Genomic DNA, 20,569 nt, shown 5'->3' with positions numbered 1-20,569 from the left:
TACTAATTTAATTAATTTATATTTAATGGCAAGATATATTGGTCCAAAAACGAAAATAGCACGAAAATTCGGGCAGGCTATTTATGGGGAAGATAAGTATTTTGAAAGAAGAAAATACCCTCCAGGACAACACGGTCCGAATAAAAGAAGAGGAGCTAAAAAATCTGAATATGCAATTCAGTTAGCTGAAAAACAGAAAGCAAAATATACCTATGGTATATTAGAAAGACAGTTTTTAAATCTTTTCAATAAAGCTCAAAGAAGTAAAGGGATTACAGGGGAAGTTTTGCTACAACTTTGCGAATCTAGGTTAGATAATGTAGTTTATAGATTAGGTTTATCAAACACTAGAGCAGGATCTCGTCAATTAGTTTCTCATAAACATATTACCGTTAATGGAGAAATTGTAAATATTCCTTCTTATTTATTAAATCCTGGAGATGTTATAGGGGTTAGAGAAAAATCAAAGTCATTGCAAGTTATTAAAGATGCATTAACTAATAATTCTCATAAAACTTACGATTGGTTAGTTTGGAATGATGAAAAACTATCGGGTGAATTTAAAATTGCTCCTGAAAGAATTCAAATTCCAGAAGACATCAAAGAACAATTGATTGTCGAATTATATTCTAAATAAAAAATAAAAATTAGCTAAAATTTATATGGCAATTTTAAACTTTATAAAACCTGATAAGGTAATTTTAATTGAATCTGATGATTTCAAAGGAAGATTTGAATTTAGACCATTAGAGCCTGGATTTGGATTGACTGTTGGAAATGCTTTGAGAAGAGTGTTATTATCTTCCTTAGAAGGTTTTGCATTAACCTCTATAAAAATAGAGGGTGTAGAGCATGAATTCTCAACCATTCCTGGAGTTATTGAGGATGTAACTGAAATCATATTGAATTTAAAGAAAGTTAGATTTAAAAATCAGATCAATAAAGGAGGAAATGAAACAGCTACAGCCTCGATTTCAGGTAAAACTGAATTAACTGCTGGAGATTTAGGTAAGTTCATTTCTTCATATCAGGTTCTAAACCCTGATTTGGTGATATGTCACATGGATAAATCTGTTAATTTTAACATTACCTTCACGATAAGTAAAGGTAGAGGATATGTTCCTGCTGAGCAAAATAAATCTAACCATTCACCAATTGGAACCATAGCTATAGACTCTATATATACTCCAATAAGAAATGTTAGTTATAGTATAGAGGATTATCGTGTAGAACAAAGAACAGATTATGAAAAGTTGGTTTTGGATATTCAAACGGATGGTTCAATAGCACCTCAAGATGCATTAACTGAAGCAGCTAAAATTTTGATCAATCACTTTATGCTTTTCTCAGATGAGAGAATAACTCTTGAGGCAGATATTGTTGCTTCGTCAGATACTTATGATGAAGAGGCTCTACATATGAGACAGTTGTTAAAAACTAAACTTGTTGATATGGATCTATCTGTTAGAGCTTTAAATTGTCTTAAAGCGGCTGAAGTTGAAACTTTAGGTGAGTTGGTTTCATTTACTAAATCAGATTTAATGAAGTTTAGAAACTTTGGAAAAAAATCTTTAACCGAATTAGAAGATTTAGTTTATTCTAAAAATCTCACTTTTGGGTTAGATGTTTCAAAATATAAATTAGACGTAGAATAATAAGGAAATTATGAGACACGGAAAAAAGTTTAATCATTTAGGGAGAACGGCCTCTCATCGTAAAGCAATGCTTTCTAATATGGCTGTATCTCTTATCAAGTATAAAAGAATTAATACAACATTAGCGAAAGCTAAAGCACTAAGAGTTTTCATTGAACCAATCTTAACAAAGTCCAAAGAGGATACAACACCTAATAGAAGACTTGCATTTAGTTATCTTCAAGATAAAGAAGCTGTTACTGAGTTATTTAGAGAAATTGCTCCAAAAATTTCTTCTAGAAATGGCGGATACACTAGGATTATTAAGACAGGGTTTCGTTTAGGAGATGCTGCTGATACTGCATTAATAGAATTGGTTGATTTTAATGAAATTTATAATTCTGGTGATACTTCTAAAAAGACAACAAGAAGAGGTCGTAGAGCATCAACAACAAAAAAAGTTGATACTGAAACAGTAAATGAAGTAACATCTGATGAACAAGATGATTTAAATCTTGAAAATAAAGAAGTAAATTCAACTGATAAATAAGAGTATTAATAGCATAAATAAATAAAAAAGAAGATTTTATAAAAATCTTCTTTTTTATTTATTTAAAATTTTGCTTAAAATAGTTTTTTCGTCTATGTAGTTCATACACGCGATATCTTTTCTTAGGCAAGACTTATTTCCATATATTGAGCAAGGTCTGCAAGATAAATCAATTTGAATAACATCTTCAATTTTTTGACCATATCCTAGAAATCCAGCAAATGGATGAGTTGCACCCCATATAGAAATTACTCTAGTTCCAGCAATTGAGGCGATATGCATATTAGCTGAATCCATAGTAATAATAAATTCTAGATTTTTCATTATCTCCATTTGTTCCTTTATGGAGCAATTATCAGCTAAAGAATGTATATATGAATTTGTATCGCTCCATTCTTTTAGAATATTAGATTCATTTGTTCCTCCTCCAAAAAGATAAATTTTATAGTTCTTATTAGCTAGATATAAGCATATTTTTTTCATCCTATCAAGGGTATACATTTTCTCTTTATAGTTAGCAAAAGGAGCAATACCAATATGTTTATTTTTTTTTATAATATCGCTATTCAGTTTATGGGATAATGTTAGATTAAATCCTAATTTCCTAAATACATCTGCATATCTTTCATGCATAGATTTTAAAGGTTTCAGAATTTTATATTTATTAGAAGCGAGCAATTTTTTTTCATTTCTTCCTTTGTTTACTGTAATTTGAGTTTTGATGTAAGGCCTAAGGAAAAATTTTAATATTTTAGTTCTTAAAACATTGTGCAGATCAACAATTGCATCAGCCTTGTATTTTTTTAAAATTCTAGAAAGCTTAAATAATCCTAAAACTCCTTTATAATTGTTAAAATCTACACCTACAAAAACTGAATTTGGTATAGATTCAAAAAAAGGTTTATATAAATCTCTAGATATAATGATTAACTCCAAATCTAAGTTTTTTAGAGCTAATTCTTTTAGAACAGGAACTGTCATTGCTACATCCCCCATTGCTGAAAATCTAAAAACAAGTAATCTTTTTTTTAAATTACTCATGTTTAATGGAATATACAATAGCGTAATATTTTATTTTTTTAATCATAGCTAGTAAACCATTCGCACGGGTAGGAGATAAAAATTCTTGTAATCCTATTTTTTGAATAAAATTTTCATCAGATTTAAGAATATCAGTAATGGGTTGCCCGGAATATATTTTTACTAACAAAGCTAAAATTCCTTTAGGTAAAATAGCATCAGAATCTGCAACAAAAAATAATTTGTTATCATTTTTGGTAACGTCTAACCAAACTTGAGATTGACAACCTTGAATAAGTTTATCTTCTGTTTTATCTTCAACATTCATACCTTTTAAAGATTTACCTAATTCAATGATATATTCGTAACGTTGTTGCCAATCATCAAAAGAATTAAACTCATCAATAATTTCTTGCTGAATTTCGCTAATTATCATTAGTTTAATATTTAATTGATTATGTTAAAACCAGTATAAGGTACTAACACTTCTGGAATGACAATACCTTCATGGGTTTGAAAATTTTCTAAAATAGCAGCTAAAACTCTTGGAAGAGCTAATGAAGATCCATTAAGAGTATGGCAAAGTTGATTCTTGCCTTCTGTTTTGTATCTTAATTTTAAACGATTAGCCTGATAAGTTTCAAAATTGGAGACAGAACTAATTTCCAACCATCTCTCTTGTGCGGCAGACCATACCTCAAAATCATAAGTTATTGCAGAAGTGAAACCTAAATCTCCTCCACATAACCTTAAAATTCTATAAGTTAAATTTAAAGATTCAAGTATTGTTTTTATATGTTCAACCATTTCATCTAAAGCAGAATAAGAATTTTCAGGTTTTTCAATCCTAACAATTTCAACTTTTTCAAATTGATGGAGACGATTCAAACCTCTAACGTCTTTTCCATAAGATCCAGCTTCTCTTCTAAAACATGGAGAATATGCAGTTAATTTTATAGGCAATTCAGTATTATCTAATAATTCATTTCTGTAAATATTTGTTACAGGTACCTCAGAAGTTGGAATTAAATATAAGTGATCTTCATTTATAAAATACATTTGTCCTTCTTTGTCTGGCAATTGACCAGTACCATAAGCAGAAGTTTCATTAACAACAAAAGGCGGTACAATTTCTGTATAGCCTGCTTCAGAATTTTTATCTAAAAAATATTGTATTAAGGCTCTTTGCAAACGTGCACCTTTACCTATATAAACAGGAAAACCTGCTCCGGTAATTTTTACACCTAATTCAAAATCAATTAAGTTATAGTTTTTAGCCAAATCCCAATGAGGTAAGCAATTCGGTATTAAATTATAATTAGCTGTGTGCTTATAAATTTCCAGGTTATCTTGTTCACTAGTACCTTCTGGAACTAAACTGTTGGGTATATTCGGAATTTCGTAGAGATGTTTTAATATAGTGTCTTCAATATTATTTAATTCATGCTGCAATTCTTTAGTTAAATCTTTTAATTTTAAAGTATTAGATTTCAAAGATTCAACCTCATCTAATTTTTGTTGTTTAATTAAGATTCCAATTTGTTTAGATATATGATTTAACTCAGCGAGTTGGGCTTCCAAATTAAATTTTATTTTTTTTCTAGAATCATCCAATTGAATAATTTCATCAATAAGAGATAAATTATTAAAATTTCTTTTCTTTAAACCATTCAAAACTTTATCTCTATTTTCTTTTATAAAGGAAATTTGTAGCATACTATTTAAAATAAATCTTTTAAGCAAATTTAAAATTTATAAATAATTATAAATAAAAATTAATTTATATTTTTGAATATATTATGAAAGTAAAAATAATTATTCCTATTTATAAAACTGAATTAGATTCTCTTGAGAAATTTTCATTAGATCGATGTTTAAATGTTTTTAAAAATTATACTATTGTTTTAATACATCCAATTTCACTAAATCTGCCTAAATATTTTGAATTAAAAGGCTCAAATAATATTGAAAAAGAAGGTTTTGATAATTTTTATTTTGAAAGTGTCGAAGGTTATAATAGATTACTGCTATCTGTAGATTTTTATCAGCGATTTAAATATTTAGATTATATATTAATATATCAGCTTGATTGTTATGTTTTTAAAGATGAACTATTAAATTGGTGTAATCAAGGATACGATTATATAGGAGCTCCTTGGATATTTACTTCAAATATATTAGCCAAAATTAAAAAGAAATAAAATAGCAAAAAATATCTTATATGGTATAAAACAGGCAATGGAGGATTTTCATTGAGAAAAGTTGAGTCAAGTTTAAAAATTGTAGAAGAATTAAAAAGAGAGATTGAAGTTTATCCCTATAATGAAGATGTATTTTGGTCTATAGAGGTAACTAAATATATGTCAGATTTTAAAATTCCTGATTATCCTATAAGTTTAAAATTTGCCATAGATAGAAAGCCTAAATTAGCTTTGAAATTAAATAACAATGAATTACCTTTTGGCTGTCATGGAATAAATAAGCCAAAAGTTATCAATTTTTGGAAAAAGAAATTAAATTTTTAAGATAGTTAAAAGCGCAATAAATAATTTAGATTTATATATGAATTTTTGTACTTTTGTTACAAATAATATTTTAAAATAATGAAGGAAGTTCAATTTAGACAAGCGGTTTGTGAAGCTATGAGTGAGGAGATGAGAAGAGATTCTTCAATTTTCTTAATAGGTGAAGAAGTAGCAAATTATAATGGAGCATACAAAGCTTCCAAAGGTATGTTAGATGAATTTGGACCTAAAAGAGTTATTGATTCCCCTATAGCTGAAAGCGGATTCAGCGGTATAAGCGTTGGCGCAGCAATGAACGGATGTCGCCCTATTGTTGAGTATATGACTTTCAACTTTTCATTGGTTGCCATAGATCAAATTATAAATAATGCGGCTAAGATATATCAAATGTCTGGAGGACAGTGGAATGTTCCCATAGTTTTTCGAGGTCCAACAGGATCTGCGGGGCAATTGGGTGCTACTCATTCACAAGCATTTGAAAGCTGGTTTGCAAATTGTCCAGGTTTAAAAGTTATTGTACCATCCAATCCCTATGATGCAAAAGGTTTGTTGAAATCTGCGATTAGAGATAATGATCCTGTCATATTTATGGAATCAGAGCAGATGTATGGAGACAAAATGGAAATTCCAGAAGATGAATATTTGTTGCCAATAGGTGTGGCTGATATTAAAAAAGAAGGATCAGATGTCACCATAGTTTCTTTTGGGAAAATAATGAAAGTAGCATTACAAGCTGCAGAAGAATTGGAAAAAGAAAATATTCATGCGGAAGTTATTGATTTAAGAACGATAAGACCGTTGGATTATGATACAATTATAACATCAGTAAAAAAAACAAACAGACTCGTATTGTTGATTGAGGAATGGCCTTTTGCTTCAATCGCTGGTGAAATTGCTTATATGATTCAGCAGAAAGCTTTTGATTATTTAGACGCACCTATTAAAAGAATTACTACTGCAGATACCTCTGCGCCTTATTCAGCACCTTTGTTTAACGAGTGGTATCCAAAAGCTTCTGAAGTAGTTAAGGCTGTTAAAAAATCATTATACAAATAAATTTAAGTTGTTCAATATATATTAGAATATAATAAGGTTTCAAAAATATATTTTTTGAAACCTTATTTTTTAAACTAATTTTTAGCGATAATTAATTATGGATGAAACATGTACATTTTGCGGTAGAAAAAAATCTGAAGTTCAGTTATTAGTAGCTGGTTTAAATGGTCATATTTGTAATGATTGTATAGAACAAGCACATAATATACTTATTCAAGATCAAACACAGGCCAAAAAGCAAGATTTTGAATTTAAAGAACAAAAACCCAAAGAAATAAAAAAATTTTTAGATCAATATGTCATAGGTCAAGAAGAAGCAAAAAAACAATTATCAGTAGCCGTATATAATCATTATAAAAGATTAAAGCACTCTTTAGAGTTAAATAAAGAAGTTGAGATAGAAAAGTCAAATATTTTAATGGTTGGGCAAACAGGAACAGGGAAAACCTTATTAGCAAAATCAATAGCAAAATTGCTGGAGGTACCATTTACCATAGTTGATTCTACGGTGCTTACCGAGGCTGGTTACGTGGGAGAAGATGTTGAAAGTATATTAACCAGATTATTACAAGCCGCCGATTATAATGTTGAAAAAGCTGAACAAGGGATTGTTTTTATTGATGAAATTGATAAAATAAGTAGAAAGAGTGATAATCCAAGTATAACTAGAGATGTTTCTGGAGAGGGTGTTCAACAGGCATTATTGAAATTGTTAGAAGGTAGTGTTATAAACGTTCCGCCTCAAGGAGGAAGAAAACATCCAGACCAAAAATATATACAAGTAAACACTCAAAACATTTTGTTTATAGCTGGAGGAGCTTTCTCGGGTATCGAACGAATAATATCAAATCGATTAAATAAAAGTGTTATTGGTTTTACAAAAGATAAATCTAGTAACTTAGATAATAAAGAAATATTATCTCGAATTAATGCTTTAGATTTAAAAAATTATGGTTTAATTCCTGAACTTTTAGGGCGTTTTCCTGTAGTAACAAGCTTAGAACCTTTAGATAGCCAAGCAATGTTGCAAATTTTAACAGAGCCTAAGAATGCCATCATAAAGCAATACAAAGCCTTATTTGCTTTAGATGGAATTGATATAAAAATTTCTGACGATGTTTTAAGAGAAATTGTTGCAGAAACTGAAATTTTAGGACTTGGTGCAAGAGGTTTAAGAAGTATTTCAGAAAAATTATTTTCAGAGATTAGTTATAATATAGATAATAGTGAAAAAGAAATTTTTATAGACAAGGATAAATATGTTAATTTGGTGAAACAGATAAAAATAAACACTTAAAAAAAAAGTAAATTGAAGTTTTTTTTTATTAGATTTGCATAAAAATATTTTTTACTTTTTTATAACATATTAAAAATAAATATTTAGTAAATGAAAATAAAATTTATACCCTTGCTTTTATTAGGTTCTATTTTTGTAGAGGCGCAAATAACTTCTACGAATGGAGCTTCGGTTTATGTAAGTCCTAATACTCTTGTTTATAGTACTGGAGATGTGAAGGTTTCTAATACGTCCGGAGTATTTACCAATGAAGGTAATATTGAAATTTCCGGAGGCACTATTACTTCTTCTTCGGCAGATAAGTTTGTATTAACATATACAGATACCTCCAACTATGGGCAATTAATTATAAAATCAGCAACAGCAGCAGGTTCTAAGGCAGATGCTGGTGATACTAAAGAGATAACAGTCCAAAAGAATTTATTGGAAAGAATAACTGATGAATTAACTGCTCAAAAATCTCAAATAAATTTTGGTGTCCCTTTTGTAAATTATACTTTTAGCCAGTTAACGAAAGACATTACGGGAAATGATAATGTTACTCCTCCTTCTTTGCCATGTGCACCTCCATGGCAAGAAGGTGCTAGGGCTTATTGCTACAATAAGTCACAATTGTGGAATTCTCATCCTTTATTTGTATGGAACTATAATAACCGACTTCGTTGGGATCCATATGATAAAAATCAATCGCATTTAGAGTTAGGTAAAAGATATATCGTTAGAAGTGAAATTTTTAAAGGTGTTAATCCTAGCTCTTTTACTGGTGTAACTAACTTTAAAGGAATTCCATATGTGGCAGGACAAAAAGAAAATATTCCTAATTCATTACCCTATCAGATTGTAGAGAATTACAATTTTGGAAATGGGATAAGAGAATCTGCATACGGAGTGCGTTACTACACGTATTTGGAAGATCCGTTTGCTTTAAAAGAACTTGAAACTCCAGGTAATAAATTTTCTGCAACTACTACTAACGAGGAATTAGAAAAAGTTGGTTTTGCAAATAATATTTTATATGCCACTAATCCCTATACTTCAAACTTAAATTTAGCAACTTTGACTAATAATTTTGATGGAATGATAGGTGCAGCTGTATCAAGAGGTGTGACCGTGTACTCTCAAGCTAATTCAAGAGAAGATGCACTTTTTTATCTAGTAACTCGTACAGTTGGTGGACAATTAACTGGAGATATTGATCAAGTTACTATTATACCTCCAATGTCTACATTTATCATAAAAACTAATCCAGAAAATAATAAAACTAATTTGGATTTATTTTCACAAAATGCTAGTTTAGCTCAAACCTTTGATTATCCTAAAAAACCTATTTCTAGTACTGTAACTGCAGCAAGTAAAACAAAAGTTAGTTCATTTTCAAGTTCACAAGTTGAAGATTTATATCAACTAAATTTGATTATGTCGGTTGAAGATAAGATTTCTAACACCTATTTAGCTACAGCAGATGAATTTACTACTGGACAATTTAATGATGTTGAAGCAAGTTTGCCATTTGACGGAGATGTGTTTACAAGTGTATATACAATTCCAGAATCTAAAGAAGGTGGAATTAATCCAGGATTTGAAAATTCAAAGTTATATATTAACACTATGAATGTTGCCTCTTCAAAGGTTGCAATACCGGTAGGTGTTAATATATCTGGGGAAGATAAGGGTAAAAGGTTTACATTTACCTCTGAATTAAGATTAAATCAAGTTCCATTATCTATGAATGAAACTAATTATCCAAACCCAGATGCTAAATTTTATTTTCATGATAAAGCTACCAATATAGTAAAAGAAATCGATCAAAACTTTACATACTCTGTGAATCTTGAAGATTCTACTAATGATAGATTTGAGATCTTTTGGTCAGATAGCGGATTAATTTCTAGCGAGGAAGTTACAAATGATGATAATATCATAAATGATACAGTTGTAGATGATAATAATAATTCACTTAATAATTCGAATACTATTAACTCAACCTCAGTATATAAGTCAGGTTCTGATTACAAGGTTAGGTTTAATTCTAATTGGAAAAAAGCTGATATAACTATTTTTAATGTAGTAGGGCAATTGATATCTAATGAGAAAAATGTAAATACACAAATCGATTATTTATTACCAATTTTTGATAGCTATTCATCAGTTTATGTGGTTGTTATAGTTAATTCAATAACAGGTGAAAAAATCATTAAAAAAATAGTTAAATAATTAAATAATTTAAAGTAGAAAAGATGAGAAAAATTTTTGCTCTTATATTCATAGTTTTATTACATATAAATTCTTTTGCTTATACACCACTACAAATAGTTATTGAAAATTCAGAAATAAGTGCGCCACCTACCCCCAATGAAGCAGTAGGGATTTCTCCTTTTGACGTTGGAGAACAAGATTATGACAAAACACCTATAGACTTTGTAGTGCCATTCTTATTACTAACTGTACTGGCATTAATGATTTATATAGTTAAATACAGAAAACAAAAATTAGTTTAAACAGAATTATAATTCATAAATTAGCCTTGTTAAATTATAGCAAGGCTTTTTTTATGAAAAAAATATTAATAGGGTGCTTATTTGTAAGCATATTCGCAAATGCGCAATTCACTTTTAAAGGAACAATAAATAATTATCCTAACAAAAGAGTAATAATTAAATTAAATAAATCTTTAGATGGTATTGTTATAGGAAATCTTACTACGGATGCAAATGGTAAATTTTCATTACCTGTGAAAGAAAATTATACAGGTGTTGTAGAAATGTCTTTGTTTGATGCTAAGAAAAACTATTCTTTTCTTGCAGATAATTCAAATATAGATTTTCAGGCTGAAATAACCGCTGATGGTGATTTAGAAGTTTCAAACCCAGGAAACTTAATAAATTATAAATACAAAGACTTTATTAATTATGAGATTAAAAACGGAGATATTTTATCTCAATTAAAATTGATTAAAAACTGGTACAATCCAAAAGATGAATTTTATAAATCATTAGATAAGGAAATTACAAATATATCATCTACTAAAAAAATTGATATTGATAATTATCCTTTTTTAAATTATTATGTTGAGGCTATGAAATTAGTAAAAGATTCTGAAGCAAATCCAACTCAAAAATCTTTGAATTCTTTACTAAATCATTTTAAAAATTCAGGAGAATACTTTGAAACTTCAGGGCTAGGAAAGTCACTAATATACAATTATCTTAATATTTCCTCCTCTTTAGCTTCTTCTTCTTCAAAAACACAAGCCGAATGGCAAGAAAAATTTGATCATTCAATTGAGAATTTACTCAATGAAGTAGATACTGAGACAGATAGAGGTCAAAATATTTTAGCTGTAACCATAAATTTTCTTAACACTTATGAATTGAAGGATTTGCTTACAAAATACATGAAAAAAGCAGAATCTTTAACGTGTAAAATAACTCCTGAATTATCGGAAGTTATTTATGTAAATAATTCTATTAAAGAAGGAGGAAAAGTTCCTAATATTAAATTTACTCGTAAATTAAATGGAAAATATTCATCATTATATGATTTAAAAAATAAGTATAAATTAATACTTGTTTGGGCTTCATGGTGCGGACATTGTCAACATGAAATGCCACGTGTAAAAGAGTTTTATGAGAATTTTAAAAAATCTGGAGGAGAGATCATTGGTTTAGCCGTTGATTACGATGAAAATGATTGGAAAAATGCTATTAAAGAATTGCCATGGTTGAATGATTCAGATTTATTGTATTGGGACAGTCAATTTGTAAAAGAATTAAATATATCAGGTACTCCAACCTTAATTTTAGTTGATAGCAATAATAAAATATTAAAAATATCTTCAAAAATATCTGAAATTAGCAAGGAAATAAAATAAGGAAATAAACTAATTTTATTCTAATCGGATTTTATATACAATAAAATCCGATTTTTTATTTTTGTAAAATGGATGAATTATCTTTAAATACGCCAATTGAATACTTAAATGGTCTAGGTACTGAGAAAGCCAAGTTAATTAAAAGTCATTTAAATATTTATACTTGTGAAGATTTTCTTAATTATTTTCCTTTTAGATATATTGATAAGAGTAAAATTTATTTAGTAAGTCAAATAAATAATTCATCAACGATTGAAATACAATTAAAAGGAAGAATTATTGATATTAAAGAAAAAGTTTTAAAGAAAAGGAAAACATTAAGTGCGATTTTTGAAGATAGCTCAGGCAAAATTGAATTGGTATGGTTTAAATATACCAATTGGTTTATGGATAGCATTCCTTTAAATGTAGAAGTGTTAATTTTTGGTAAAATTAATAAGTTTAATGGTTTGTTAACAATGGCACATCCAGAAGTTGAAAAATTTTCAGAGGTTAATTTTAAAAATGTTGCATTAGATCCTGTTTATTCAAATTCTTTAAAAATTCAAAAACGAGGAATAAATCAACGTTTTATAAAAAAAATAATCAAAGAAATATTAGATAAATTAAAATCTAAAATTTTTGAAAATTTTTCTGAACCCATTATAAAAAATTTTAGATTGATTAGTAGAGTAGAAGCTTATCAAGAAATTCATTTTCCAACAAATTATATAAATCTGCAAAAAGCTGAATATAGAATTAAATTTGAAGAAATATTTTTTTTTCAATTGGGTCTTAGCTTACAAAAATTGTACAGAAAATCAACAATTCCCGGAACACCTTTCCCAAAAGTTGGAAATTATTTTAATAATTTCTATACTAATCACTTACCGTTTCCTTTAACCAGTGCTCAAAAAAAAGTTATAAAAGAAATTAGAAACGATCTGAAAAAAAATGTGCAAATGAATAGACTCTTGCAGGGAGACGTAGGAAGTGGAAAGACAATAGTTGCTTTATTATGTATGTTATTGGCTATGGATAATAATTTTCAAGCATGTATGCTGGCACCAACTGAAATTTTAATTACGCAACATTACAATAGTATTGTAAGCTTATTAAAAGATTTTGATATAACTATAGAATTATTAACTAGTTCTACTACCAGTGCTAAACGTAAGCAAATATTTAATGATTTAGAATCTGGGAAACTTAATATTTTGTTAGGAACTCATGCAATATTAGAAGATAAGGTAAAGTTTAAAAAATTAAGTTTAGCTATCGTTGATGAACAACATAGATTTGGAGTAGAGCAACGATCAAAACTTTGGAAAAAAAATACGATTCCCCCTCACATTTTAGTCATGACAGCAACTCCAATACCTAGAACCTTAGCAATGAGTTATTATAGCGATTTAGATGTATCAATTATTGACGAGTTACCACAAGGTCGTAAACCTATAAAAACGTTTTATAAAATGGATTCAGATCGATTAGCTGTTTTTGGTTTCGTTAAGGAGCAAATTAAAATAGGGCGACAAGTTTATTTTGTTTATCCATTAATTGAAGAAAGTGAAGTTTTAAATTACAAAGATTTAATGGATGGATATGAGAGTATAACCAGATCTTTTCCTATGCCTGAATATCAAGTAAGTATAGTTCATGGTAAGATGAATAAGATAGATAGAGATTATGAAATGAATCGTTTTTTAAATGGAGAAACTCAGATTATGGTAGCAACAACTGTAATAGAAGTGGGCGTAAATGTTCCTAATGCAACTGTAATGGTCATCGAAAGTGCTGAGAAATTTGGTTTGTCTCAACTACATCAATTAAGGGGGAGAGTAGGTAGAGGGTTTGATCAATCATATTGTATATTAATGATAAAATCAGAGCTTTCACCAGAAGCTCAAAAAAGAATTCTTACAATGTGTGAAACTAATGATGGTTTTAAGATAGCCGAAGCTGATTTAGAGATCAGAGGTCCAGGAAATATTTTAGGGACTCAACAAAGTGGGAATATTGAATTTAAAAAAATTAATTTGTTACAGGATAAAGATATAGTAAGTCTTTCTAAGTCATATATAGACCATTTATTATTAGAGGATCCCAAACTTCAATTAATAAAAAACGAGCCAATTAAAAATTTTTTTATAAAAAATTATAAAAATAAATTTCAATGGTCTATTATTAGCTAACTTTAAATTAGTCTATTCGCATCAGAATAATTTAGCCTTAGAAAAACAAATACAAATAATGAAAACCCTAGCAAGGAGCTGCCACCGTAACTAAAAAAAGGTAATGGAATACCAACAGTAGGAAAAAGTCCTATAACCATTCCAATATTAATTAAAAAATGCATAAGTAATACGGAAGCTAAGCAATAGCCAAATACTCTTGAAAATATACCTTTTTGATTTTCTGCTAAAAAATAAATTCGAGTAATTAATAGAGCATATAGCATTATTAAAATACAACTACCTACGAACCCCCATTCTTCACCTACAGTACAAAAAATATAATCCGTCTGTTGTTCCGGTACGAATCTTCCTGCAGTAACACTTCCTTGTTTATATCCTTTTCCCCAAAAACCACCGGAACCAATAGCTGTTTTAGAAAAGTATAAATTGTACCCAATATTATTTCTATATTTAGGAATATCTTCTCCTTCGTATAAGACCATTATACGATCTTTTTGATGTTGAGGTAGTTTTTCAAAAATATATGAAGAAGAAAAGCTAAAAGCTGAGGAAATTACAATAAATGTTCCAATGTAAATTAAATGTAAGGGTTGACTCCAATTAATTTTTCTTCGCAATAATAAAATGGAGATAGCAATAAAAATAACTATTATAAGAGTAATTATCCATGAAGATATAGCAATAGAAGCTAGAAATATAATTGCAAAATACCCCCCAATAATGAAAATCCATCCAGAAAGCCCTTCTCTATATAAAGCTATAAGGTAAGCTAAGAAAACTAGTATGGAACCTACATCAGGCTGAAGCAGAATTAATATTATTGGGAATCCAATAATTATTGTTGAAACAATTAAGGATTGTATACTTTTTATATTAAAATTTGGAGAACCAATGTAATTGGCAAGCATTAGAGCTGTGCAAATTTTTGAAATTTCCACAGGTTGTAAGCTGAAACCACCAATTCTATACCAAGCCTTAGCACCGTTGATATCTGAACCAAATACTAGCACTCCTGCTAATAATAGTATGCCTAAAATATAAAATAATCCTGAAAAATTTTCAAAAAATTTAGGTCTTACTAAAAATGTACATAGTCCTAAAATTATAGATACTATAAGCCATGAAATTTGTTTCTGTCCAAGATTGCTATCAACGCTATAAATATTAACGCAACCAAAGATTGCAATTAATAAGTATAAAAATAGCATGGGACCATCTAATCCTCTGAACAGTTTACTCATTAGTTAAATTAATTTTATTTATTTCGGGAAATGAAGACATTTTAGAATTTATAATTGTATGAATTAGTTTTTGTCTTTCTTTAAAAGAAATTTCACGATTTTGTTGAATTTCTTTTATTTTCTCTTTAGCTTCATTAGGCAAATTAGGTGGTATATACATACCAATTCTTTTTAAATAATCATTCCATTGCCTAGTATATTCACTTTGGAAATTAGCTTTTATTATACTTTCTTCCATGGATTTTCTCTCTACATTTCCTGTTAAATATTTTTCAGCAACTAAAGAAGCTATGGGGCCTGCATAAGTCCCCCCAAATCCCCCATTTTCAACAACAACAGCTATTGCAATTTTAGGTTTATCTGCGGGAGCAATTAACACAAATATAGAGTGATCTCTACCGTGCGGATTTTGTGAGGTTCCAGTTTTTCCTTCTTGGCTAAATGATTTTGTATATATTCTACGTCCAGTACCGCTTAAAACAACTAATTCCATGCCCTCATTTACTATATCAAAATACTTTCGATCAACCTTTGTGTATTTTGGTTTAGTGAAGTTAGGATCTGATATTGGGGTTCCATTTATGGCTTTAACTATATGAGGTGTAAAGAAAAAACCCCTATTTGCTATGGCAGCGGTATAGTTAGCAATTTGAAGTGGAGTGGCTAAAATTTCTCCTTGCCCAATAGAATTAGAAATTATAGTATAAATATTCCATTTGTCTTTCCCGTATCTTTTATTATAATAATTAGCATCTGGTATATTTCCCCTGCTTCCGACAGCGAGATCATTGTTCATATAGTCTCCAACCCCAAAGCTTTTCATAATATCACTCCATTCATCGATGCTCTTTTCAATATCATTAGGATATTTACTTAAAATTTTCACATAGGTTTCAGCAAAATAATTGTTACATGATTTTTGAATTGCTTTATCCATTTTAATAGGTGTATAAAAGTATCCACAATGACAAGCAATTTTTCTATTTCCATAATGAAAACCGTGCTTACAAACAAAAGTAGTATTTTCATCAATAACACCCATTTGCATGGCTACTAAACCATTAACTAATTTAAAGGTTGAACCAGGAGGATATGCGGCTTGTACAGCCCTATCGTACATAGGTTTATTTATAGAATCTACTTGTAAAGCATATATATGCTTATTTTTATCACGACCGATAAATACAGATGGATCTATAACTGGAGAAGATGCCATAGCAAGTATTTCACCATTGTTTGGGTCGATGGCAACAACTCCTCCTCTTTTGTTGGTTAATAATTTTTCAGCATATTCTTGAAGATCATAATCAATGGAGAGAGTAATGTCTTTTCCGGTTTGCATTTTTTGATCGTATTCACCATCTTTATAGGAACCTATACTTCTTGATTTTCTATCTTTTTGAATATATTTAATTCCCTTAATTCCTCTTAAATCCTTTTCATAAGATTTTTCAACTCCAGCCATACCAGCAAGATTTCCTGGTAAATAGTATGTTGAATCTGATTTTATATATTTTTGATTTACTTCATTAACAAACCCTAAAATATTTCCAGCAGATTTAACAAAATAATTTCTTTCTGGCGTTCTAATAATTGAAAAAGCATTATATTTAAAAAGTTTTTCTTGAATTCTAGCAAGATCTTCTTTGCTAAGACCTTTTATAAAAGTGTAGGGAACTAATTTAGAATAATTTTTACCACCTTTAGCTTTTAATGAATTGATTTTAAAGATAAAATCCTCTTTTGAAATATTTACAAGTTTACAAAAGCTTAAAGTATCAAAATCCTTCTCCATTTGTATTTCTGTGAATGTTAATTCATAAGAAGGTGTACTTCCTACTAAAATTTTTCCATTTCTATCCATTATATACCCCCTCAATGGAATTTGGTATTCAGATTTAATAGATGTATTAGCAGCGTTTAGTCTGTATTTTTCAGTTAAAAGTTGTAGATATGCTATTCTTATAATAAATATAAATGAGAATATTGTTAATATCCATATTATAATTTGTTTTTTTTTCATTTTTCAAAATTGTTTTTAAAGAAAATATAGAAAATAATTATATAAATAAAAGAATAGACAGTAGTAATTGCTGTTTCTTTAAGCACATAAATTATTTGACTAAGTTTAAAAACTTCTAACAAAAACAAGCTGAAATGATGAATAAAAATTAAAATTAAAATGTATAATAATAATTGTATAATATTTAAGTCTGAAAATCTTAATAGTTTTAGTTCTTTATTCAAATCAGAAATATAAAGTATTATTGGGGTTCTTAAATATCCAATTAGTACAGATGCGAAAGCATTTACGCCTCCTGTATCTAAAAAACAATCAATTCCAAAACCTAATAAAAAACAAAATATTAAAAAGAAAAATTTATCTGATTTACCATAGGGAAAAAAAATTATCCAAATTATATATATAATAGGTATATATTTATGATTGGATATTGTAAAATACATATTATTAAATACAAAAACCTGAACCAGTATTAATAAAGGAATAATGAATAAATTATATATAAAAGATTTATTTAACATTTATTGAATGGTATCAATCAAACTTTTAATTTCTTCTCTGTCAATGTTATTAACTATATATACTTTTTGAATATTGCCCATATCTTGAAATAATTCTACGGAAATGTCCCAGTTGCCAGATTCATCGTCAATAGTTTTACTACTTATTCTACCTATAAGAATACCCTCTGGGTAAATTCTCGATTTACCATCAGTCTCGATGGTATCTCCGATGTTTATATTTACATACTTAGGTATGTCAGATAGTTTCATGATTCTAGAATCTTCACCATCCCACAACAAAGTTCCGTAATATTTATTAGATCTTAAACGAGCATTAACTTTTGTGTTTTTATTTAATATAGACATAACCTTTGAAAAGTTTGGAGTTGAGTTAACAATCATACCAACAACTCCAGTGGATGTAATCACACCCATTTCAGGTTTGATATTTTGGCTAGTACCTTTATTAATTATTAAATAATTATTTACTCTGTTAATTGAATTTGAAACTATATCAGCTGGGGTGTAATGATAGCTCTGTTTATATTTTGTAGAATCTAATATTTCAATATACTCGGGCTTAATTTTTTTAGATTTACCTAAAAATAAATTTCTGTAATAATTATTTTCTTTTAAAAGTCTATCATTCTCATGTTTAAGATTGAAATAGTATTTAAAATTAGAAATTTTAGAATCTATACTTCCTTTAAAGGAAATAATTTTATTTTCTAATATTGAATTATGATAGATATTTTCACTAAAAGTAAATGTTAGAGCTAAGGTCTGTAAAAATAAAAATAAAAAAAATCTGCTATTTTTTAATAAGAACTTAGATAATACAGACATTTATGCAATTTTAAAAGTTTTTTAATGCTACTTTATTAAAAAATTTTCAAATTTTTCAATGTTTTTAAGAGCTATTCCAGTTCCTCTTACAACCGCTCTTAATGGATCATCAGCTATAAATACAGGTAAACCAGTTTTTCTACTTATCCTTTGGTCAAGCCCTCTAAGCAATGCACCTCCACCAGCTAAATATATGCCTGTATTATATATATCCGCGGATAATTCAGGAGGAGTTCTTGATAAAGTTTCCATAATAGCATCTTCTACTCTAAGGATTGATTTATCAAGGGCTCTAGCCATTTCTTTGTAGTTGACCATAATTTCTTTAGGTTTACCAGTTATGAGGTCTCTCCCTTGTACCGGTAAATCATCTGGAGGGCTTTCTAATTCTTCTAAACCTGAACCCACTTCCATTTTTATATGTTCAGCTGTTTTTTCACCTATAAATAGATTATGATGAGTTCTTAGATAATAAACAATATCATTTGTAAATACATCTCCAGCTATTTTAATTGAGTTGTCGCATACAATTCCTCCAAGTGCGATAACAGCAATTTCGGTTGTGCCTCCCCCTATATCAATAATCATATTGCCCTTGGGTTGAGTAACATCAATTCCAACACCAATAGCAGCAGCCATAGGCTCATATATTAATTTAACATCTTTCGCATTTACTTTTGTAGCAGAATCTTTAACTGCTCTTTTTTCAACTTCCGTAATTCCAGACGGAATGCATATAACCATACGTAGTGAAGGAGTGAAAATTTTACCTTTAATCCCAGGGATTTGTTTTATAAATTCTCTAATCATATGTTCAGAGGCGCCAAAATCTGCAATTACTCCATCCTTTAAAGGTCTTATAGTTTTAATGTCATCATGAGTCTTTCCTTGCATTTGTTTAGCCATGTCACCAACAGCTATAGGCTTACCAGTTCTTCTGTCTAAGGCTACAATAGAGGGACTATCAACTACGACTTTATTATTATGAATGATTAAAGTATTTGCTGTACCTAAATCAATTGCTATCTCTTGTGTTAGAAAATCAAATAAGCCCATTTATTTTTATCAATGTTGTAAAATTTAATGATTAAAGTTAAGTTTTCACATTCTATATTATGGAATTTTAAGAATGATATTTGCAAAGATATAACTTCTTGTTTTAAAAAAAATGACAAGGCATAAATTTATTTTATATAAATAGTATTATTTAATGACAGATTAAATTAATATATTATTAGAATTTAAAATTTAAAGTAAAATATCATACAAAATTTAAATAATAAATATAATTTTGGTTCGAATTTTTGGATTTTATAAAGTATATCAATGAATAAAGCTACTTTAATTCTTGGATCTAATCTTGGAGATAAAATAACAAATATAAATGTTGCGATTTCTCATATTGCTATAAATATTGGGATTGTTTTAAAAAAGACTATTGTTCATAAAACTTTACCAGAAGGATTTAATTCTACCAATAATTTTATCAACTTAGGTTTAGTTATTGAAACCCATTTGTCTCCATTTAGTTTATTAAGAGAAGTAAAATACATAGAGGAGAAAATGGGCAGAGTATATGATTATGAAAGTGAAGATAGATATCAAGATAGAATTATTGACATAGACATTGTATATTTTAACAACTTAAATTTTAAATCAAATTTACTTATTGTGCCTCATCAAATGCATGTGAAAAGCAGGCAATTTTCAACTAAAATTTTATATGAATTGCAATGAAAATATTTTTTATATTAAAAAAAAAATAATACTTTTACAGACCAATATAATAATATTGAAATTTACAAATTATAGAATGAAAAATATTT

General features: G+C 28.5%; 17 protein-coding genes and 1 pseudogene. 11 read left to right on the top strand and 7 right to left on the bottom strand.

All coding sequences use genetic code 11. The features are described from left to right. Nucleotides 1-25 precede the first annotated feature (25 nt). From rpsD to rplQ, 3 genes are read left to right on the top strand one after another with little or no spacing between them, the layout of a single operon-like run. Nucleotides 26-637, top strand: a complete 612-nt coding sequence (rpsD, locus tag ETU08_RS07265) for a 30S ribosomal protein S4 (RefSeq protein ID WP_146262367.1) — start codon at nucleotides 26-28, stop codon at nucleotides 635-637. 25 nt (nucleotides 638-662) lie between these two features. Beyond that, nucleotides 663-1,655: a DNA-directed RNA polymerase subunit alpha gene (locus ETU08_RS07260; protein ID WP_146262366.1), complete on the top strand. Its 993-nt coding sequence runs from the start codon at nucleotides 663-665 to the stop codon at nucleotides 1,653-1,655. Nucleotides 1,656-1,665: 10 nt separating this feature from the next. Next, nucleotides 1,666-2,184: a 50S ribosomal protein L17 gene (rplQ, locus tag ETU08_RS07255; protein WP_146262365.1), complete on the top strand. Its 519-nt coding sequence runs from the start codon at nucleotides 1,666-1,668 to the stop codon at nucleotides 2,182-2,184. 54 nt (nucleotides 2,185-2,238) lie between these two features. On the opposite strand, the gene ETU08_RS07250 is transcribed toward rplQ, so the two are convergent. The 3 genes from ETU08_RS07250 to serS are packed head-to-tail and all read right to left on the bottom strand — an operon-like array spanning nucleotide 2,239 to nucleotide 4,920. Beyond that, nucleotides 2,239-3,225 carry a glycosyltransferase family 9 protein gene (locus tag ETU08_RS07250; RefSeq protein ID WP_146262364.1) on the bottom strand — a complete coding sequence of 329 codons (987 nt, stop codon included), beginning with the start codon at nucleotides 3,223-3,225 and terminating at the stop codon, nucleotides 2,239-2,241. Then, a complete protein-coding gene (locus tag ETU08_RS07245; protein ID WP_146262363.1) occupies nucleotides 3,218-3,640 on the bottom strand; it encodes a SufE family protein in 423 nt (140 codons plus the stop codon). Before ETU08_RS07245 ends, ETU08_RS07250 begins: the two co-directional genes overlap by 8 nt. An 11-nt stretch (nucleotides 3,641-3,651) precedes the next feature. Next, nucleotides 3,652-4,920: a serine--tRNA ligase gene (serS, locus tag ETU08_RS07240; protein WP_146262362.1), complete on the bottom strand. Its 1,269-nt coding sequence runs from the start codon at nucleotides 4,918-4,920 to the stop codon at nucleotides 3,652-3,654. 83 nt (nucleotides 4,921-5,003) lie between these two features. Here serS and ETU08_RS12045 point away from each other — a divergent pair. From ETU08_RS12045 to recG, 7 genes and pseudogenes are all read left to right on the top strand, one after another. Continuing rightward, nucleotides 5,004-5,729, top strand: a pseudogene (locus ETU08_RS12045) (DUF5672 family protein). A gap of 78 nt (nucleotides 5,730-5,807) precedes the next feature. Then, on the top strand, nucleotides 5,808-6,785 hold the full coding sequence (locus ETU08_RS07225) for a pyruvate dehydrogenase complex E1 component subunit beta (RefSeq protein WP_146262359.1): 978 nt from the start codon (nucleotides 5,808-5,810) through the stop codon (nucleotides 6,783-6,785). Between the two features lie 97 nt (nucleotides 6,786-6,882). Next, nucleotides 6,883-8,082: an ATP-dependent Clp protease ATP-binding subunit ClpX gene (clpX, locus tag ETU08_RS07220; RefSeq protein WP_146262358.1), complete on the top strand. Its 1,200-nt coding sequence runs from the start codon at nucleotides 6,883-6,885 to the stop codon at nucleotides 8,080-8,082. A 90-nt stretch (nucleotides 8,083-8,172) separates the two neighbouring features. Beyond that, entirely contained in the window at nucleotides 8,173-10,296 is a 2,124-nt protein-coding gene (locus tag ETU08_RS07215) for a hypothetical protein (RefSeq protein ID WP_146262357.1), read from the top strand. A gap of 23 nt (nucleotides 10,297-10,319) precedes the next feature. After that, complete coding sequence (locus ETU08_RS07210; protein WP_146262356.1) at nucleotides 10,320-10,580, top strand: hypothetical protein; 261 nt, start codon at nucleotides 10,320-10,322, stop codon at nucleotides 10,578-10,580. Nucleotides 10,581-10,633: 53 nt separating this feature from the next. Further along, on the top strand, nucleotides 10,634-11,953 hold the full coding sequence (locus ETU08_RS07205) for a TlpA family protein disulfide reductase (RefSeq protein ID WP_146262355.1): 1,320 nt from the start codon (nucleotides 10,634-10,636) through the stop codon (nucleotides 11,951-11,953). A gap of 68 nt (nucleotides 11,954-12,021) precedes the next feature. Continuing rightward, the gene (gene recG / locus ETU08_RS07200; protein ID WP_146262354.1) at nucleotides 12,022-14,127 is read left to right on the top strand and encodes an ATP-dependent DNA helicase RecG; all 2,106 of its coding nucleotides are present in this window, start codon (nucleotides 12,022-12,024) and stop codon (nucleotides 14,125-14,127) included. Nucleotides 14,128-14,129: 2 nt separating this feature from the next. On the opposite strand, the gene rodA is transcribed toward recG, so the two are convergent. The 4 genes from rodA to ETU08_RS07180 form a co-directional block, all read right to left on the bottom strand. Then, nucleotides 14,130-15,371 carry a rod shape-determining protein RodA gene (rodA, locus tag ETU08_RS07195; protein WP_146262353.1) on the bottom strand — a complete coding sequence of 414 codons (1,242 nt, stop codon included), beginning with the start codon at nucleotides 15,369-15,371 and terminating at the stop codon, nucleotides 14,130-14,132. Next, complete coding sequence (locus ETU08_RS07190) at nucleotides 15,364-17,394, bottom strand: peptidoglycan D,D-transpeptidase FtsI family protein (protein ID WP_146262352.1); 2,031 nt, start codon at nucleotides 17,392-17,394, stop codon at nucleotides 15,364-15,366. Before ETU08_RS07190 ends, rodA begins: the two co-directional genes overlap by 8 nt. 521 nt (nucleotides 17,395-17,915) lie before the next feature. Continuing rightward, nucleotides 17,916-18,743, bottom strand: a complete 828-nt coding sequence (gene mreC / locus ETU08_RS07185; protein ID WP_146262351.1) for a rod shape-determining protein MreC — start codon at nucleotides 18,741-18,743, stop codon at nucleotides 17,916-17,918. Nucleotides 18,744-18,770: 27 nt separating this feature from the next. Next, on the bottom strand, nucleotides 18,771-19,799 hold the full coding sequence (locus ETU08_RS07180) for a rod shape-determining protein (RefSeq protein ID WP_146262350.1): 1,029 nt from the start codon (nucleotides 19,797-19,799) through the stop codon (nucleotides 18,771-18,773). 270 nt (nucleotides 19,800-20,069) lie between these two features. Here ETU08_RS07180 and folK point away from each other — a divergent pair, with 270 nt between their 5' ends. Continuing rightward, a complete protein-coding gene (gene folK / locus ETU08_RS07175; protein ID WP_146262349.1) occupies nucleotides 20,070-20,480 on the top strand; it encodes a 2-amino-4-hydroxy-6-hydroxymethyldihydropteridine diphosphokinase in 411 nt (136 codons plus the stop codon). Nucleotides 20,481-20,569: the final 89 nt, after the last annotated feature.

This window comes from Apibacter muscae, from assembly GCF_007845635.1.
In the GTDB taxonomy this organism is placed as follows: Bacteria; Bacteroidota; Bacteroidia; order Flavobacteriales; family Weeksellaceae; genus Apibacter; species Apibacter muscae.
Note: the sequence above shows the minus strand (reverse complement) of the source record. Positions and strands in the feature narration are given on the sequence as shown.

What these genes read in the sequence shown, in the direction of transcription:
- rpsD (WP_146262367.1), top strand. Translation starts at nt 26, where the DNA reads ATGGCAAGATATATTGGTCCAAAAACGAAAATAGCACGAAAATTCGGG.
- ETU08_RS07260 (WP_146262366.1), top strand. Translation starts at nt 663, where the DNA reads ATGGCAATTTTAAACTTTATAAAACCTGATAAGGTAATTTTAATTGAA.
- rplQ (WP_146262365.1), top strand. Translation starts at nt 1,666, where the DNA reads ATGAGACACGGAAAAAAGTTTAATCATTTAGGGAGAACGGCCTCTCAT.
- ETU08_RS07250 (WP_146262364.1), bottom strand. Translation starts at nt 3,225, where the DNA reads ATGAGTAATTTAAAAAAAAGATTACTTGTTTTTAGATTTTCAGCAATG.
- ETU08_RS07245 (WP_146262363.1), bottom strand. Translation starts at nt 3,640, where the DNA reads ATGATAATTAGCGAAATTCAGCAAGAAATTATTGATGAGTTTAATTCT.
- serS (WP_146262362.1), bottom strand. Translation starts at nt 4,920, where the DNA reads ATGCTACAAATTTCCTTTATAAAAGAAAATAGAGATAAAGTTTTGAAT.
- ETU08_RS07225 (WP_146262359.1), top strand. Translation starts at nt 5,808, where the DNA reads ATGAAGGAAGTTCAATTTAGACAAGCGGTTTGTGAAGCTATGAGTGAG.
- clpX (WP_146262358.1), top strand. Translation starts at nt 6,883, where the DNA reads ATGGATGAAACATGTACATTTTGCGGTAGAAAAAAATCTGAAGTTCAG.
- ETU08_RS07215 (WP_146262357.1), top strand. Translation starts at nt 8,173, where the DNA reads ATGAAAATAAAATTTATACCCTTGCTTTTATTAGGTTCTATTTTTGTA.
- ETU08_RS07210 (WP_146262356.1), top strand. Translation starts at nt 10,320, where the DNA reads ATGAGAAAAATTTTTGCTCTTATATTCATAGTTTTATTACATATAAAT.
- ETU08_RS07205 (WP_146262355.1), top strand. Translation starts at nt 10,634, where the DNA reads ATGAAAAAAATATTAATAGGGTGCTTATTTGTAAGCATATTCGCAAAT.
- recG (WP_146262354.1), top strand. Translation starts at nt 12,022, where the DNA reads ATGGATGAATTATCTTTAAATACGCCAATTGAATACTTAAATGGTCTA.
- rodA (WP_146262353.1), bottom strand. Translation starts at nt 15,371, where the DNA reads ATGAGTAAACTGTTCAGAGGATTAGATGGTCCCATGCTATTTTTATAC.
- ETU08_RS07190 (WP_146262352.1), bottom strand. Translation starts at nt 17,394, where the DNA reads ATGAAAAAAAAACAAATTATAATATGGATATTAACAATATTCTCATTT.
- mreC (WP_146262351.1), bottom strand. Translation starts at nt 18,743, where the DNA reads ATGTCTGTATTATCTAAGTTCTTATTAAAAAATAGCAGATTTTTTTTA.
- ETU08_RS07180 (WP_146262350.1), bottom strand. Translation starts at nt 19,799, where the DNA reads ATGGGCTTATTTGATTTTCTAACACAAGAGATAGCAATTGATTTAGGT.
- folK (WP_146262349.1), top strand. Translation starts at nt 20,070, where the DNA reads ATGAATAAAGCTACTTTAATTCTTGGATCTAATCTTGGAGATAAAATA.